Origin of the sequence: Aeriscardovia aeriphila (genome assembly GCF_002259595.1) — a bacterium.
GTDB lineage: Bacteria > Actinomycetota > Actinomycetes > Actinomycetales > Bifidobacteriaceae > Aeriscardovia > Aeriscardovia aeriphila.
Genome location: NZ_MWWU01000002.1, coordinates 91,333 through 107,249 on the forward strand (window position 1 = coordinate 91,333; position 15,917 = coordinate 107,249).

Here is a 15,917-nt window from a genome sequence, read left to right on the forward strand (position 1 = left end):
TTGTATGGAGATCTGAAGTTGAGAACGATACGAGGTTAGTAAACGAAACTGCAATACGTTCTATGCCAGAATATGTCGCGATGTTCGATGCGAAGCATACAAATAACAAAGAAGAAGTTATGCGCAACACCTATCAGCTCAATGAGTTGTTGCATCGCCACGGTATTGCAGAGAAGCTGCGCTCTCAGTTTGTTGGAACGTGCCTGTTGGCTATTAAGAACGGGCTGAATTACAACAGAAAAATGGAGACCTCCCAGGTTATCAGTGGAATTCGGACAATTCTGGGAAATCTGCTCGAAGGCTCTTTGCAGAAGGCTGAGAAGCTGACTTTGATTGATCAGCGAGTTCTTCAATCTCAAGATGTTCGTGAAATGGATAGCGAGAGCTTGTGTCTGATTCTTGATTTCATTAGGACGCGGATTTTCCCATTTATTAATGACAAGAGCACAGCAGGGCAGGATCTTCTTAATCTATTCTTCATTACATTCAACAAGTACGTTGGAAAATCAGATAAAAACCAGGCTTTTACACCAGATCACATTACAGACTTCATGACTAAAATATGCAATGTCAATCGAAACTCTGTGGTGTTGGATATGACGTGTGGAAGTGGTTCATTCCTAGTAAGGGCGATGACGAAAGCACTTGCAGATTGTCACACCCAGGTAGAAGAAGATGCAGTTAAAAAGCATCATATTTATGGTGTTGAATACGATGAGCTTGTATATGGCCTTGCCACAACAAATATGTTGATTCATAGTGATGGTAACTCCAACATAGTTCAGGGTAGTTGTTTCGAAGAAGTTCCTCGCTTTATAGACGACGGTGTTAAGTTCAATGTGGTGCTGATGAACCCGCCCTATAATGCCATGGCTAAGCAAGTTCCGAAAAACTATTCGAGCACATGGGGAAAGAGCAAAACTGATCCTTCGAAGGGACTTTATTTTCTCAAGTTCATTCTTGACCAAATGAACGAGCATAACATGTCAGGAAAGCTTGCAGTGTTGCTTCCCATGGCTGCTGCTATTGGTAATAACACATTGATGAAGAAGATGAAGAACGCAATTCTGAAGAATAATACTCTTGATGCAGTGTTCTCGCTACCAGATGACATCTTCTACCCTGGCGCAAGTGCCTGCGCGTGCTGCATGGTCTTTGACGTGGGTACGCCGCATAAGTCTGCTAATCGCGAGACGTTCTTCGCCTACTGTAAGGATGACGGCTTCAAGAAGCGAAAGAACCTTGGACGCGTCGAGCAGATGGACGAGAACGGTACTAGCCTATGGTCGTCCATCGAGAAGAAGTGGCTCAACACGTATAAGAATCGTGATGTCATTACTGGTTTCAGCGCCCGTCAGATGGTTACTGGTAACGATGAGTGGCTGTGCGAAGCGTACATGGAAACTGATTACACGACACTTACAGAGGACGATTTTCAACAGACGGTCAATGACTACCTCGCTTATCTGGTGAAAACGGGGGTGGTGTATGAAGCTTGATACGACTAAGTGGAAATGGTTCCAGCTTGGCGGTGATGATGGACTGTTTGATATTCGCAAAGGCAAGCGCCTAACTTCCGAAGATCAAACTGAGGGTAATACGCCGTATATCGGGGCAATAGATTCCAACAATGGTGTCTCGAATTATATTGGGCAGGAACCCATTCATGAGGGCAATACGATTTCATTGAGCTATAACGGCTCGGTGGGAGAAGCGTTTTACCAGCCGACACCCTATTGGGCTACTGACGATGTGAACGCTTTGTATCTTCGCCCTGAGCACGGAACGCTTTCCCCCGCAACGGGTCTGTTTGTGTGTGCTGTTCTCAAGCATGATAAATACAGGTATTCATACGGTCGTAAGTGGACTCTCGACAATATGACGGCCACCAAAGTCAAACTTCCTGCCACATCCGATGGCAAGCCTGATTGGCAGTGGATGGAGTTGTATATCAGTTCGCTACACAGTGAGCCGCTAAAGACAAGAAATGCTGGGAAAAATACTCTAAAACCTCTCGAGTTTGATATACATGAATGGCGTGAGTTCCGTGCCGAGGAATTATTCGACTCAATTTATAAAGTTGCGGCATATGATGACAGTGAGCTTGAGCAAGTTGGCGTGTGGAACGAAAAGGTAATTCCGTATGTTACCAGAACTGATTTAGATAATAGTGTTAAGTCGCTCGTAGTAAATGCGGGACTGGGCAACGTTGAGAATGGGAACGCAATTGTTATCGGTGATACGACATCCACAATATCGTATCAGCCAGGGCCGTTTGTGGCAGGCGAACACATTATCGCGGCACGTGCTGATTGGATGAACAAGTACACAGGTCTGTTCATCACGTGTCTGTTGCGGCGGGAGCGGTACAGATACTCCTACGGCAGGGCCTTTAAGCTCGATTCAATTCGTAATACAGAGCTTAGGCTTCCTGTGACAAGCGATGGAGTTCCTGATTGGCAGTGGATGGAGAACTATATTAAGTCATTACCATATGGCGACCGATTGTGATAGTTCATTACAGCTGTGACAGTATAAGAAAAGCCCAACGTTTCTTGTGAACGCTGGGCTTTTGCAGTGATTATCTGCAGTGACAATCTGAAGTTCTGCCTTGTTGACGGTGCAGCTTAATTGGCAGCAGGGAAGTCAGCGACTGAACCGTGAGTTTGATCGAGGCCTTCGTACAGCGGGAAGTTTTCAGCCAAGCGGGCGGTGCGAGCACGCAAAGCCTCAACATCAGCAGACTTGCCATCACGCAGAGCAGTGGCAATAATGTCGGCGACCTCTTCAAATTCCTGGGCACCAAAGCCGCGCGTTGCCAAAGCAGGAGTACCAATACGAAGGCCAGACGTGATTTTGGCTGGGCGAGGATCCCACGGCACAGCGTTGCGGTTGACGGTGATGCCAACCTGGTCGAGGAGGTCTTCTGCCTGTTGTCCATCCAAAGCGGAATTGCGCAAGTCAACGAGGACCAGATGAACGTCAGTGCCGCCAGTTACCAGGCTAATTCCCGCGTCTTTCACATCATCAGCGAGAAGGCGAGAAGCCAGAATCTTCGCACCCTCCAAGGTTCTGCGCTGACGGTCTTTGAACTCTTCGCTCATGGCAATCTTGAAGGCTACTGCCTTACCAGCGATGATGTGCATGAGCGGGCCACCCTGCTGACCAGGGAAGACTGCCGAATCGAGCTTCTTGCCAAATCGTGCAGCATCGCGAGAGAGCAACATTCCCGAGCGTGGGCCGCCGATAGTTTTGTGAATAGTGGTGGAAACGACATCGGAATACTCAACCGGGTTGGGATGCAAGCCAGCAGCAACGAGGCCAGCGAAGTGAGCCATATCCGTCCACAAGTAGGCGCCGACTTCATCAGCAATATCGCGGAAAGCTTGGAAATCGAGCTGACGAGGGTAAGCTGACCAGCCGGCAATGATCATCTTCGGGTGCGTTTTCAGCGCCTGCTCGCGAACCATGTCCATATTGATGCGGTAGGTTTGCGGGTCCAGCCCGTAGGAAACCATGTGGTAATTCTTACCAGAGAAGTTGATTTTCATGCCGTGAGTCAAGTGACCGCCATGAGCCAAAGCCAAGCCCATTACCGTGTCGCCAGGCTCGACGAGAGCGTGATAGACAGCCGCATTGGCCTGAGCACCAGAATGAGGCTGAACGTTGGCATAGTCAGCGTGGAAGAGTGCTTTGGCGCGCTCAATAGCAAGGTTTTCCACTTTGTCGACTTCTTGGCAACCACCGTAATAGCGACGGCCAGGGTAGCCTTCCGCATACTTATTGGTGAGCACCGAGCCCATGGCTTGCATGACGGCACGAGGCACGAAATTCTCCGAGGCGATCATCTCCAGGTAGGTTTGCTGGCGGTGTAGTTCGGAATCGAGAACAGCGGCGACATCAGGGTCGACCACAGAAATTGGTTCATTCAGAACGCTGGCGGGTGTGTGTTCCTGGGTCATGCTCTCTTCTTTCTCTTGCAATGTGCTACCTTTAGCTTCTCTCGCTGTGAGCTGGTTGCGCGCATGAGAGTGCGATAGTGAAAATTCTACCGGATAGTGGTGCTCTTTCGCTGAGGTGAGCTCAGATACTGCTGGGGCAAGCTCGGATACCGCTGGGGCAAGCCTGCGGCTACTCTATAAGCAGAAGAGTTTCATGAAGGAGGCACAAACATGCCACGTCTGTTCGGAACTGACGGCGTTCGAGGAGTCGCCAACCAAGAGCTCACACCAAAGATGGCGCTCGACTTGGGTGAAGCTGCTGCTCGCGTTTTAGGTAAGGATCACACGGGGGAGGGCCGTAAGCGCGCTCTCGTGGGGCGCGATACTCGCGTCTCTGGTGATTTCCTCTCCTCTGCTTTGGCTGCTGGCATGTCGGCTGGTGGTTTCGACGTCATTGATGTCGGCGTCATTCCCACCCCAGGTTTGGCTTATCTGTCTACTCAGCTCAACGTTGATTTTGCTGGTATCGTCTCGGCTTCTCATAACCCGATGATTTATAACGGCATTAAGTTCTTTGCTCGTGGTGGCTTCAAGCTTTCTGATGAGAAGGAAGACCAAATTGAAGCCATTCTGGGCCAAGATTGGCAGCGTCCAACAGGCAAGAACGTGGGCCGTATTCACCACGATTCTCAAACCCCAACCCAGATGTACCGCGAGCATATTGTGCGCTCGGCAACCTCTCAGGACCCGGCACCTTTGAAGGGTCTGCGCATTGTGGTGGATTGCGCCAACGGTGCAACGTCTGCTGTTGCTCCTGATGTTTTGCGCGAGGCCGGTGCTGAGGTCATCGTCATCAACGCCTCTCCTGATGGCTACAACATCAATGAGAACGCTGGTTCTATGCATCCGGAGCAGCTGCAGGCGATGGTCGTTGCTGCGAAGGCGGATATGGGTGTTGCTTGCGATGGTGACGCTGACCGCTGCTTGGCTGTGGACGGTAAGGGTAACCTCGTCAATGGCGATCAGATTATGGGCATTCTCGCTCGCGCGCTGAAGAATGAGGGCAAGCTCAACCATGACACTCTCGTGGTGACAATTATGAGCAATTTGGGCTTGAAGCTCGCCTTGCGTGATATGGGCATTAAGACTGTTCAGACTGCCGTTGGCGACCGTTATGTTCTGGAGGAAATGCTGGCTCATGATTACACGCTGGGTGGTGAGCAGTCAGGCCATGTGATCAACCGCCAGTTTGCCACGACTGGTGATGGCACGTTGACTGCTTTGACGCTGGCTCACGAGGTGTGCAAGTCGGGCAAGAGCTTGGAAGAACTTGCCGCTGACTTCCCTCAGCTTCCTCAGGAGCTGATCAACGTTCGCGTTCCTCGCAAGAATGAGGCCAATACGGACCCTGAGATTCGCAAGGCGGTTGAGGAGCAGGAGAAGGTTCTGGGCGAGACTGGCCGTGTGGTTTTGCGCGCGTCGGGCACGGAGCCTTTGGTTCGTGTGATGGTTGAGGCTGCCAGCGATGAACAGGCTACTGAGGTGGCTCAGAAGCTCGCTGCCGTCGTTGCTGACCGTTTGGCGTAGGCTCGCCGTTGTTGAGCCTCGCCGTCACCTTTTCGGCGCGGTTCAAGGCCGCTTGTAGCGGCTCGCTGTTGTAAGGAGTGTTATGGCTTTCTCAGGCCCTATTGATAAGCAGCTCAACCACGAGGTGGAGGGCATGCTCAAGCGTTTCCCAGACGGATTGTTGCCTATCGTGAGCCTGGGAGAGCCCGTTTTACGCGCCGAATGGCAGGAGTACACCGGCCAGCTGTCCAGCAAAACTCTGGCCAAGCTCACCAAGGCGATGCGCAAGACGATGTTGGAAGCTCCGGGCGTTGGCCTGGCAGCCCCTCAAATTGGCTTGCCGTTGGCTTTCGCTGTCGTTGAGGATCACGTCGTCGACCTTTCCGACCTTGACGCTCAAGATTATCAGTCCGCTTCTTCCCTCGACGCCAGCTCTTCCTCTGCGGCTGGTTCGGATGCCGACGAGGCTTTCGACGCTGAGGATTATGAGGATGAGGATTACGACGAGGATTACGACGGCGAAGAGCTCGACATGCTCACCCCGCAAAACGACCCTCGCGAAGTCGCGGAATTCCCCTTCCATCTGATTATCAATCCGGTGTATAAGCCGATTGGTGAGAAGACGGCAAGCTTCTACGAAGGCTGCCTTTCCATGCCTGGTTATCAGGCAGTGCGCAAGCGCTGGCTGGATATTGAAGCAACCTGGTATGACGAGAAGGGCATGAAGCACAGTGAAAATCTTCATGGCTGGCCGGCTCGTATTTTCCAGCACGAAACTGACCACCTTTCTGGCGAAGTCTACATTGACAAGGCAGAAACGCGCTCGCTGGCTACTGACGAGAATTTGGGCGAGCTGTGGTGGGATCCGCGCCTGATGGACGAGGCGAGGGCAACTCTCGGCTTCTGAAGCTACGCGACTGCTGAGCACAAGCTGAGTGATCCGAGATTATCACCGCGATGAGCGCTGAACCGTGTGGTTCAGCGCTTTTTTATGTTTTGCGCTGTACAACCTCCGGCTTTAGCCGGGGGATATAAGGTGCTTATCTTTTTACTATTCTAGCTCACATATGTAAAGTAGTGTGCTATATTGGAAACATGAACACCAAGACAGTAAAGCGGGCATACCGGTTCCGCTTCTACCCCACGACGGAACAGGAGAACATGCTCCGTCGTACTCTGGGGTGCTGCCGCAAGGTGTACAACATGGCCTTGGACGCCCGCTCGACCGCGTGGACTCTCCACCGGGAGAAGGTCGGCTACTCGGACACGAGCCGAATGCTCACCGCTTGGAAGAAGACAGAGGAACACTCCTATCTGACGGAAGTGTCGTCTGTCCCGTTGCAACAATCGCTACGGCATTTGCAGGCTGCGTTCAAGAGGTTCTTCGACAAGACCGGCTCCTATCCGAGATTCAAAGCGAAACACGAGGGCGGTTCCGCCACTTACACGGTCTCCGCGTTCACATGGGATGGGGAGCACAGAGCGTTGACGTTGGCGAAGATGCGCGAACCATTGCATATCCGGTGGTCGCGCACCCTGCCACGTCCAAGCCGACCGTCCAGCGTGACGGTCAGTTTGGACGCGGTTGGACGCTGGCACGTCAGCATACTGGTCGAAGATGTCATCTTTCAACCAGCCAAGAATGGAAACATGGTTGGCATCGACATGGGATTGGAACACTTCGCCATCCTCAGCAATGGTGAGAAAATCGACAATCCACGATACTTGAGAAAACACTTGAAGAAACTCGGGCTGTTGCAACGAAAACTCGCCCGGAAGAAGAAAGGAAGCAACAATTATCGTAAAGCCCGGTTGAAGGTGGCTAAGGCGTACGCGAAGGTCAAAGACAGTCGCACCGACTTTCTCCATAAGCTCTCGACGAGAATCATCCGTGAAAACCAAACGGTTGTCATCGAGGACTTGGCTGTCAAGAACATGAGCCGACGCTGCAAGCCAAAACCTGACTCGGACAATCCGGGACAGTACCTGCGCAACGGGCAGAAGGCGAAAAGCGGTCTGAACAAAAGCATCAGGGACGCAAGCTGGCGACAATTCCGCACCATGCTCGAATACAAGGCCGAATGGTACGGACGCCAACTCACGGTCATCGACCAATGGTATCCCAGCAGTCAAATCTGCCACACGTGCGGCAAAAACACTGGCAGGAAGACATTGGACGTCAGAACATGGGAATGCCCATACTGCCATACCATGCAAGACCGCGACCTGAACGCCGCCATAAACATACTATCCGCCGGACTGGCGGTTCGAGCCTGCGGGGATTCACGCCTCACCGAAGCAACACTCCGGTAAACACAAGAGCGTGAATCGTCTCAACCTACAGGAAACTCTTCCCCGTGAGGGGAGGAATCCCCCGACTTCAGTCGGGGGAGGAAGTCAAACCGTGAAAACTGTAGAGACAACTGCGGAATCTGGCCGTGAGACCGGAGCAAAGGGCGGGCCTAAACCGTGAAACCGTTCACAAACAGTGCGCGCACGCTAAACCACAGGTTCGAAGCGTTATCGTGTAAGGTCGAATTGCGCAGAGGGCTCAATATCATCATCAACAGCAATAAGAACGTTGCTAAAGTGATCAGGCCCACAAAGGAGTGAACCAGAGCAAGCCCGCGCGTCTTCGTCAAGCCGAAGCGGTGATGAGGTGTATCCGGCAAACTACGCGCCCACGCCTGGGCGAGGAGCGCGCCCAAAACCGCAAGAAGGGCAAAAGCCCAGGCAAAATCGGCGAGATAGCGCAGTGATAATCCTGCGTAGTACGAGTCGAAAGCGCACAACAAAAGGCCCAGCAACCACAAGCCAGAAACCAAACCCACCAAGTGCTTGGCGCGAAGCTGACGCCACGCCACCAGCGTGATCAGCGCGAGCAAAGTAAACGGGATTAGCCACGGTAGTCCGCCACTCCACTGCTCCTCATACTGCCACGAGCTCAACGGGGTAGCCGCAATACCCAAGAAGGGGAAGTGAGCCGAGAATTTCACTGGAATGAGCAAGTAATAGTACATAATCGGCGCGAGCAAGTTGAGCGGCTCTTTATACGTCGTCAAATCGATGACGGTGAGCTGATACTTGTTGCCAAAGTCAGTAAACGAGCCGAAACGCCAGTAATTGTAAGCCAAGAACGGCAGGAAAGTGAGTAGGCCGGTGAGGATGACACTCGCATCATTTGTCAGCGATTGCCAGCGTAACTGACGCGCCTTGCCACCGTCCTTCTTCCAGGCGTTCGCCTGAAGCCAGGTGAAGAAGACGCCACGGCGAATCTCCGGCCAAAAGATCACGAACGCCAACAACGCCGTTGCTACCAAGTGTGGGCGGGCGCCAATATTCGCGGCGAGCAGCAGCGTTCCCCACACCAAGTGCAGGCGGGAAACATAGGTGATGGTGAGCTCCGGATGCGTTGACCACAAGGCTTGAGCTTGGCGCTTGTTTGTGGCGAGGTGTGCGTAGGCGGCAAACTCACGAGCAGAGGTACGAGGAGAGCTCGCACTTGCCGATGAGCTCATGCGACAAGCAGCACGGAGATGCGAAGGCTTGTGCCAGCGCACCACCTTCGAGCTCGCCAGCGGAGGGTAGACTCCATCGCTCAAGGCCCACGGGCGGGTGATGAGCTTATCGCGCGGTGACAATCTTAAGAGCAGGGAAGCGGGCAAAACATGACGAGCGAGCCACGAGCGTTTGCCAGGACGAACTCCCACCACCACGCGACGAGCCGACAGCCAGCACCACAAGCCTTGGAAAGCCAGCAGCACGCCGAGGGCCACCGGAGTGGCGTAAAAATCAGGCTTAAACAACAGGAAGAACAGATTCGAGCCGGTCATCACGCCAAAGAAGAGCATCAACGCCATACCCAAACTCGTCTGTGGGAAATAGCGCTGAATCAGGCGGCTGACGAGCAGCACACACCACACGCTGAGCAGGAAAAGCGTGAGCAGAACAGCATCCGTCGCTGGTAATCCGTAGCCCTGCCCGCCGTTAAAGAGCATGGTGAGCAGCTCAAAGGGTACGAAGAAGAGCAGAGCGGGGAGCAAGCCGAAGTACACGTACCAGCGGCCACCCCAAAACACGTGATCCCAAAACACAGGAGCCACACCCTCGGAGAGCATTTGAGCGCGCAAAGCCATAGAATACGGGTTGCGAGCTTGGGCAAGCTGGTCAGGAACAGGAAGGTCCAGCCAAGGATGCCCGTGAATCAGCGCGTCGGCAAGGCGAGCGTACTGGTCCTGCTCGTAGGTGTAATTGCCAATCGTTGGCTTCACTGGCCCAATATTCGCCCCACCCAACAAGATTGGCACCACAATGGCAGCCAGAGCGAGAGGAGCAAGCCCCACGCAGATGAGTGCCAGCTGAGCCGGGCTGCGCGGGTTGTAGCGACGACGGTAGAAGGCTGAGCGTGGGTCGACAAAACAAATGATGAACAGCGCGACGAAAACCAGAAGAGAAACGCGAAGAGGGCTGATGCTAAAAGGCGGGCGGTCGTTGAGGCGCAACGAGCCAAAAGCAAAAGTCGAGCCCAGGGGAGCTTGGAACCACAAGCGCAAAGCTTGAACGCGCTGATGGGGGTTATTGAGCGCATCTACCTTCAAGTAACTCGAAGCTTCAACGCCAGGAGCGTAAGTCTGTTCTTCACCCGTCACCCACTGGTTCGAACCGACGGGAAGCACTTGCACGCGCACGCCAACCCACCACTGCCTCTCGCCGGCAACCTTTGCATCGCTATCCGTGCTACTACCCACGAGCTCGGCGGAGGAGTCGGGAGTGTATTGAGGGGTGGAAATGACATGAACCATGTCAATCGGGTCGGAAAACTCATAGCTATCAATCGGCTTGACCTCAACGTAGCTCTTCTGCCCGTCAATCACCGTGAAAAGCTCAGAACTCGAACGCTGTAAGCCAGAAGAGTAAGTGACGCGCACTGACTGCGGGTCAAGAGCGCGAGGGGAGGAGAAGCTTTGCCAGAAGCGAATGTTGAAAACGAAGATTTCCACCAGCAAAATCACCAAAACGGCGCACAAAAGCGAGATCGCCAGGCCGCGACGCCGACGCAACCATGCTTTCGCGCGGGCAATGCGCGCGGAATTATTGTCGGCCGTTTCTCTTGTCGTGGCAATCTTGAGGCCAGTGCCTTGAGGTGATTGTGCAGTACTCACGACTTCGATTCTACCGATTCAGCAAGAGCAGGGCTCGAGGAGAGTTTGAAACGGTTATAGTTGAAGCAGTGGCTTAACACGAAACAGCCACTTGCCAGGAGGGCGAGTGATGATGCAAAAGGATCATGGTGAAGATTCTCATCAGTATGTCAAGTTTGTGGAGGATCCTGCCCTACTGAGCACGCATCTGCACCAAGGTTTAGAGCGGATCATGCTTCTTGCGCCGCTCAGTACCCCGATTCCGCTGACCACGACCATGCGCGTGTACGATCCGGTTGACGGCCAGCCTCAGGGGGTGCGATTCGGTTGGCTTCAGCTGCCTTCCGACAAGGCGCAGTTTGAGCTGGGCTACTTCTTCGTCGGTGAACCTCACCGGCTGAGCGAGGTGCAGAAAGAAGACCTGCGCGAGCTGGAGAAAATGTACCTGCGCGTGATGGGCGAGCAGTCGGGTAAAAGGCTGATTTTTGACCTCACGCACTTGGGTAACTTGAAGGAAATGCCTGCCCTGACCGCGGATAACGTCTGGATGGCTTGGCGTAACACTGATTTTGACTTTTCGACTTGGACTGAGCGCTTCAACACTTTTGAACAGCCCGAGCAGCCGGTGAGCGCGGCCGACTTTGTGGACGAGCAGGGTAGGTCGTACTGGTTCCATCGCATTGCCCTTGGCGACTCGCTGGGCAACATTCATACGGCTAATGCTGAGCCGGAGGAGGACGCTCAGCAGGGGAAGTGTGCTCTCGCCTTTTCCCAGATTGACAGTACGCAAGATTTCGACTCTGTTCGTGCATGGCTGCCTGCGGAGAAGGCCAGTGCGAAGGCGAAAGCGCGTTTTGACGCTCAACTGCGCAATGACAAGCCTTTCGAGGTAGATCTGGATTCGCAAGTGCAGGTGAGTGAGGAGGGCTTCACTCGTTTTGGTTTGTGGGATCCGTTGAAGTTTGAGGATTCTAGTAGGGCTCGTTTGTTTGAGTATGCTCAAACCATTCCTGATGATGTGAACATTATGCAGGATGATTATCAGGCCCGTGCGGTCGGCAATGCTCACTCTCAGGCGCAGCTGATTCGCCAGATGAACCAGATGCTGGGCTGGGATGAAGAGAATGAGCAGACTGGTGAGGCTTACGAGTCTGACCAGGGCCCCGAGTTTGATGAAGCTGACCAAGCTGATAACTACGGTTCCAACCCGTGGGGAACTGCTCTGCGCTCATTCGATGAGAATGAGGCAAGTGACGAGAGCGGTGAGAGCGACCAGCCCAACGAGCGCGATACATATGGCGAAGCTGCTGCAAGTACAACACATACCACGAGTGCGGCCAGTGCCTCTGAACCGTTGGCTCGCCATCGCATTTTCACCTCGAGCCTGAGTGAAGAAGACGAGCCTTACCACCTGGTTTCCCCGAACTATGTGGGTGGCGAACCGACCCTGTTCAACTATGAGGATGAAGACGAGGACAATTCTTTCCCCGCACCTCAGGCTGACCAAGCTGATCAGAGTGGTTTTACTGGTAACACGAACGGTGATGCCAACAACGGCGCTTCTGAAAGCACTTCCACCAACAACGAGGATGCTGATAACAAGGCAAACTCGGCACATGCCAACGCTACTGGCAGTTCTGACGATGCTACTTCTGGCAATGCCACTTCTGACGGTTTAAATAACGCAGATGGCTCGAGCACTTCCAACAGTGCTGATAATGCTAACAGCTCGAGCAACACCGCCAGCTCCCATACTGCAGACAGTGCCAACGAAGAGGACCCATGGCAAGCAGAACTGAGAAGGCAATCTCAGTTCGCCACCATTGACTTCTTCAGCGAAGAAAAAGACAACGCAGTACGCAGCAACAACACAGACCTCCCTGAAGACTGGTGGGACCATAACGCCAAGCCTGAGGAGAAGAGCGAACAAGATTTCTCCACCTACTCTTCTGACGACTCCGCCTACGAAGACGCTGACTTCTCCGCGCGCAACTTCTACGTCATGGACGACAGCTCCACCCCATCAGATGACGACGAAGACGACTCCGACGATGATGACGACGATTCCTTCGTTCCTCGCTCCTGGGTTTCCAAGCTTCTCAGTTCAGAAGACGAAAAGGTAACCCTGTGGTCGCGCAAACTCCAGCCGTCAGTGCGAAAGACGAAGAGGCCACAGGAAGGCAAGCACTTCCTCACAGAGCGTGCAGGAATTCTCGCTCACGGCAGCATCGTTCTGGGTAGGGAGAATGTTGAACTGGGCCAATGGTTCCGCACTGCCGACGGCTTCTCCATTTCCGGTTTGCGCATGCACTTGCCTGTCGAAATGCAAACGAACTTGGACTATCGCGACGCCCTGGCAATCTCCTTATTCTATATGGCTATTTTGCCATTGCAGGCTTTACGCGCCTCAGGAGCAGACACCGGCGTGGGAACGATAGGGTTGAGGGGCTTGGGTGGCCGCTACATTTTCGCCGACCTGCGCAACCTCACCACCGTGCGCGCTATGAGCAAGGTGTATCACCAAATCACCGGCTTGCGCAAAACCGGCCTGATTATCACATCCAGCGAATGGTACTTTGTTAATCTGGTGCGCCACTGCGCTCGCGAGCTCGACACCCTGTTCAAAGATGGCGTTGAGGACGAAGTGGAGGCCACCTGGCCAGGAAACGGAATGTTCGGCGTCAAATTCACCGAGCAGACGTATGACCCCATCGCCCACCAAGCTATCGCCACTATCGATGCGGCAATTAACGAGTTCGCTTCCACCTGGGTAATGGCCTCGCGCGCGCTGCCGAGCCTGCTCAACATCCCTAGCGACTTGCGTTTCAGCCCAGCCGAGTTCTCCTCGCTGGTGGAAACGGTGCTCAATGACCCGTCATTGTGCGGTTATTCGCATGCTCTCAGCTCGATCCACGACGCCATGCAGCCGGTGAAGAAGGAGCTGGAAGACCAAGACGACAGCTGGGTGTACGGAGTATGGCCTGCCAAGGACGGTGACGGTAAGGAGGACACTCTGCCTCTGCCAGTCGACCACCCGGAGCTTCTCGACCCGAACTGGCTACATGTGGCGAACTACCCGTATATTGGCAGGCGTACCGCTCAGATTTGGGAGAAGTGCGTGCCGCTGATCACTACTCAGATGGCTGAAGCCGTGGAACGCGAACAGAGCGAATGGGCTTTCCGCATGTCCCTGTCCACGCTGATGGCCGAGATGGATGCGCCGATTGACCTCGCTCCTCTCTTCCACGTGCATGTGGCACAGGGACGTATGGTCATTGTGCTGCATATGGTCAACCCTGACCGGTGGCCGGATTTCCGCTTCCGCGTTGCCGACGAGGACGGGACGGTGGAGATGGAGAGCTTGAGTGGCAAAGAGCGTACGCTCGCAGCTCTCGACTACACGCTCAAAGTGGGAGGAATGATCGCGGCTGTGGCCTTTGGCATCACGTCCTCGCTCACAGAGGTGACGGTGAATGTGCAAGGCTTCTTCCAGATGTCGCGCACCTTCATTCATTCCCCGCTCTTCTCCTCCATGTTGCAGGGCAACGCCTCGCACCCAGGGCCGATGGGTTTGCAGATGATGGATATTCCTACCGAGGTTCCCGATTCCTTGGTCAAGCAGGTGGATGACCAGAAGAAGTGGACTACTGATGACATCATTTCCGCCGCGGAGAAGGCCTTGGAAAACAATGCTGAACCTCACGGTTCCAACCCGACCGGCGCGCAAGCTGACATCGCCACGCACGACACCACTGAGGACGGCAAGCACTTGCGCGTGCTCTCCGCCGAAGAGCAGACGGGCATCGACTTGTGGGACCTGACCATGGTCAGCGACAGGTTAAAGCGTGACGAAGCTCTCGAGATTATCAACACCGTGGGGTTGAAAGATCCTCGCAACAATCTGTTCGCTCATGCTCTGTACTCGATGTTGGACAATGGTAATCTTCAGGCAATTGAGCCTGTAGAACGCTCGACGAGCATGTCCTTCAGGCCTTCGGGTGCCGGTGAACTTCCAGAAACCTCACGGCGCGAGCTTTCCCCTCAAATGGCGAAGACTCTTGGCGCCCAGTCGCTCTCTGACCTCGCCATTGAACGCGACAAGATGTACGAGGATATCGCCCAGCAAATCGAAACCATCTGCGACCAGGCGGCCAGCCGCATGATGAGTGCGCGCGACGCTTCCAAAGAGGTGCAACGCTACCTGGAGGAGTTCCCTGACCCGGAGCTGCTCGAGCAGAAGAACGACATTTTCCAGGCGATTTTCGATGGCAAGAGCTACAAGGTATCCGACACGATCAGCCACGAGCTCGCCACCTTCTACCAGCAGCTGTCCCTATTTGCGGCGAATAATGTGATCAACTCGCATGATGAGGCAGTTGTGGAGTACCGTCGTAACTTCCTCGAAGCGGTGGATCGCGCCCGCTACCTGTGGGACCGCAACCCGCGTGTGAAGGCTCGTTACTTCGTTGACTACGCTCAGCGCTTGCGCTACAACCAGGTACATATGGTGCCGTTGCACGAGCAGCAGGAGAAGCTGAATGCCAAGCGTGTGGCTCATCATTTGAAGCCGCTGCCGCTCACGCAAGTGATTCCCATTCCGGAGAATCTGTTCGCTTGTGTCGACCTGATTTTCCGCTATGCTGATGCTTTCGGCGTGGACGGGCTGGGGCAGCTGGCCAGCGATTGGATGATTGAGCATTCTCCAGCTATCCCGACGAGCCACTACCTGCAGGGCGGGCTGATGCACTCGCATAGCGACGATGAGTCGGCTTTGCACGCGGTGTTTAACGGCATCAGCACTTCTCTTAATGCGCGCGATGCGGCGGCTGGTTACGACACGTTGAGCGTGATTTTGTGCAAGATGACGCCGGATATTGCGGTGGCTTGCTCTTTGCGTGCGCTCGAGCTGTCGGGAGATTTGCCGGGTAGCTTCCGTGAGCATTTGAACACGAACCTTCAAATGGCTCGCGACTTGTGCCAGCGTCGTGGTTTTGTCGAGCCGCAGGAGGATGAGATTACTGATATTCTGCGCAACTTTGGCATCCCGATGTGGCCGGTGGTGGAGGACCAGATGATGGTCTCGCTTTCGGCTTACGCGCTGGTGGAGGCTGGGCTTTTCGTTTTGGCACAGCCGCTTGTCGGCTCGGCTTTCGGCTCAGGTTGGGTTTTCCACAACGATGTTGACCAGAGCGCGGTTGACCAGCCAGGTACTGATTCGGAAATTCAGATGTTGGCGAAGCGTTACTTCCTGACATCTTTGGGACGCTAG

The 15,917-nt window shown here is 54.0% G+C and carries 8 protein-coding genes; 6 read left to right on the forward strand and 2 right to left on the reverse strand.

Annotated features, from left to right (window positions below; all coding sequences use genetic code 11):
- Positions 1 to 62: 62 nt before the first annotated feature.
- Both AEAE_RS01495 and AEAE_RS06755 read left to right on the forward strand, forming a co-directional pair.
- Positions 63 to 1,499, forward strand: a complete 1,437-nt coding sequence (locus AEAE_RS01495; RefSeq protein WP_244569579.1) for an HsdM family class I SAM-dependent methyltransferase — start codon at positions 63 to 65, stop codon at positions 1,497 to 1,499.
- Positions 1,489 to 2,511, forward strand: coding sequence for a restriction endonuclease subunit S (locus AEAE_RS06755; protein ID WP_158520463.1), 1,023 nt, complete (start codon positions 1,489 to 1,491; stop codon positions 2,509 to 2,511). The genes AEAE_RS01495 and AEAE_RS06755 overlap by 11 nt, the downstream gene beginning before the upstream one ends.
- A gap of 116 nt (positions 2,512 to 2,627) precedes the next feature.
- Here AEAE_RS06755 and glyA read toward each other — a convergent pair whose 3' ends face one another.
- Entirely contained in the window at positions 2,628 to 3,962 is a 1,335-nt protein-coding gene (gene glyA, locus AEAE_RS01505) for a serine hydroxymethyltransferase (protein WP_094689409.1), read from the reverse strand.
- A 210-nt stretch (positions 3,963 to 4,172) separates the two neighbouring features.
- On the opposite strand from glyA, the gene glmM reads away from it, so the two are divergent.
- From glmM to AEAE_RS01520, 3 genes are all read left to right on the forward strand, one after another.
- The gene (glmM, locus tag AEAE_RS01510) at positions 4,173 to 5,528 is read left to right on the forward strand and encodes a phosphoglucosamine mutase (protein ID WP_094689410.1); all 1,356 of its coding nucleotides are present in this window, start codon (positions 4,173 to 4,175) and stop codon (positions 5,526 to 5,528) included.
- Positions 5,529 to 5,610: 82 nt separating this feature from the next.
- Complete coding sequence (locus tag AEAE_RS01515; protein WP_094689411.1) at positions 5,611 to 6,414, forward strand: peptide deformylase; 804 nt, start codon at positions 5,611 to 5,613, stop codon at positions 6,412 to 6,414.
- Between the two features lie 188 nt (positions 6,415 to 6,602).
- Positions 6,603 to 7,820, forward strand: coding sequence for an RNA-guided endonuclease InsQ/TnpB family protein (locus tag AEAE_RS01520; RefSeq protein ID WP_094689412.1), 1,218 nt, complete (start codon positions 6,603 to 6,605; stop codon positions 7,818 to 7,820).
- A gap of 149 nt (positions 7,821 to 7,969) precedes the next feature.
- Here the strand turns inward: AEAE_RS01520 and AEAE_RS01525 are convergent, their stop codons facing one another.
- Positions 7,970 to 10,669 (reverse strand): hypothetical protein, encoded by a 2,700-nt coding sequence (locus AEAE_RS01525; RefSeq protein ID WP_094689413.1) that lies wholly within the window; start codon positions 10,667 to 10,669, stop codon positions 7,970 to 7,972.
- Between the two features lie 109 nt (positions 10,670 to 10,778).
- Here AEAE_RS01525 and AEAE_RS01530 point away from each other — a divergent pair, with 109 nt between their 5' ends.
- A complete protein-coding gene (locus tag AEAE_RS01530; protein WP_094689414.1) occupies positions 10,779 to 15,917 on the forward strand; it encodes a hypothetical protein in 5,139 nt (1,712 codons plus the stop codon).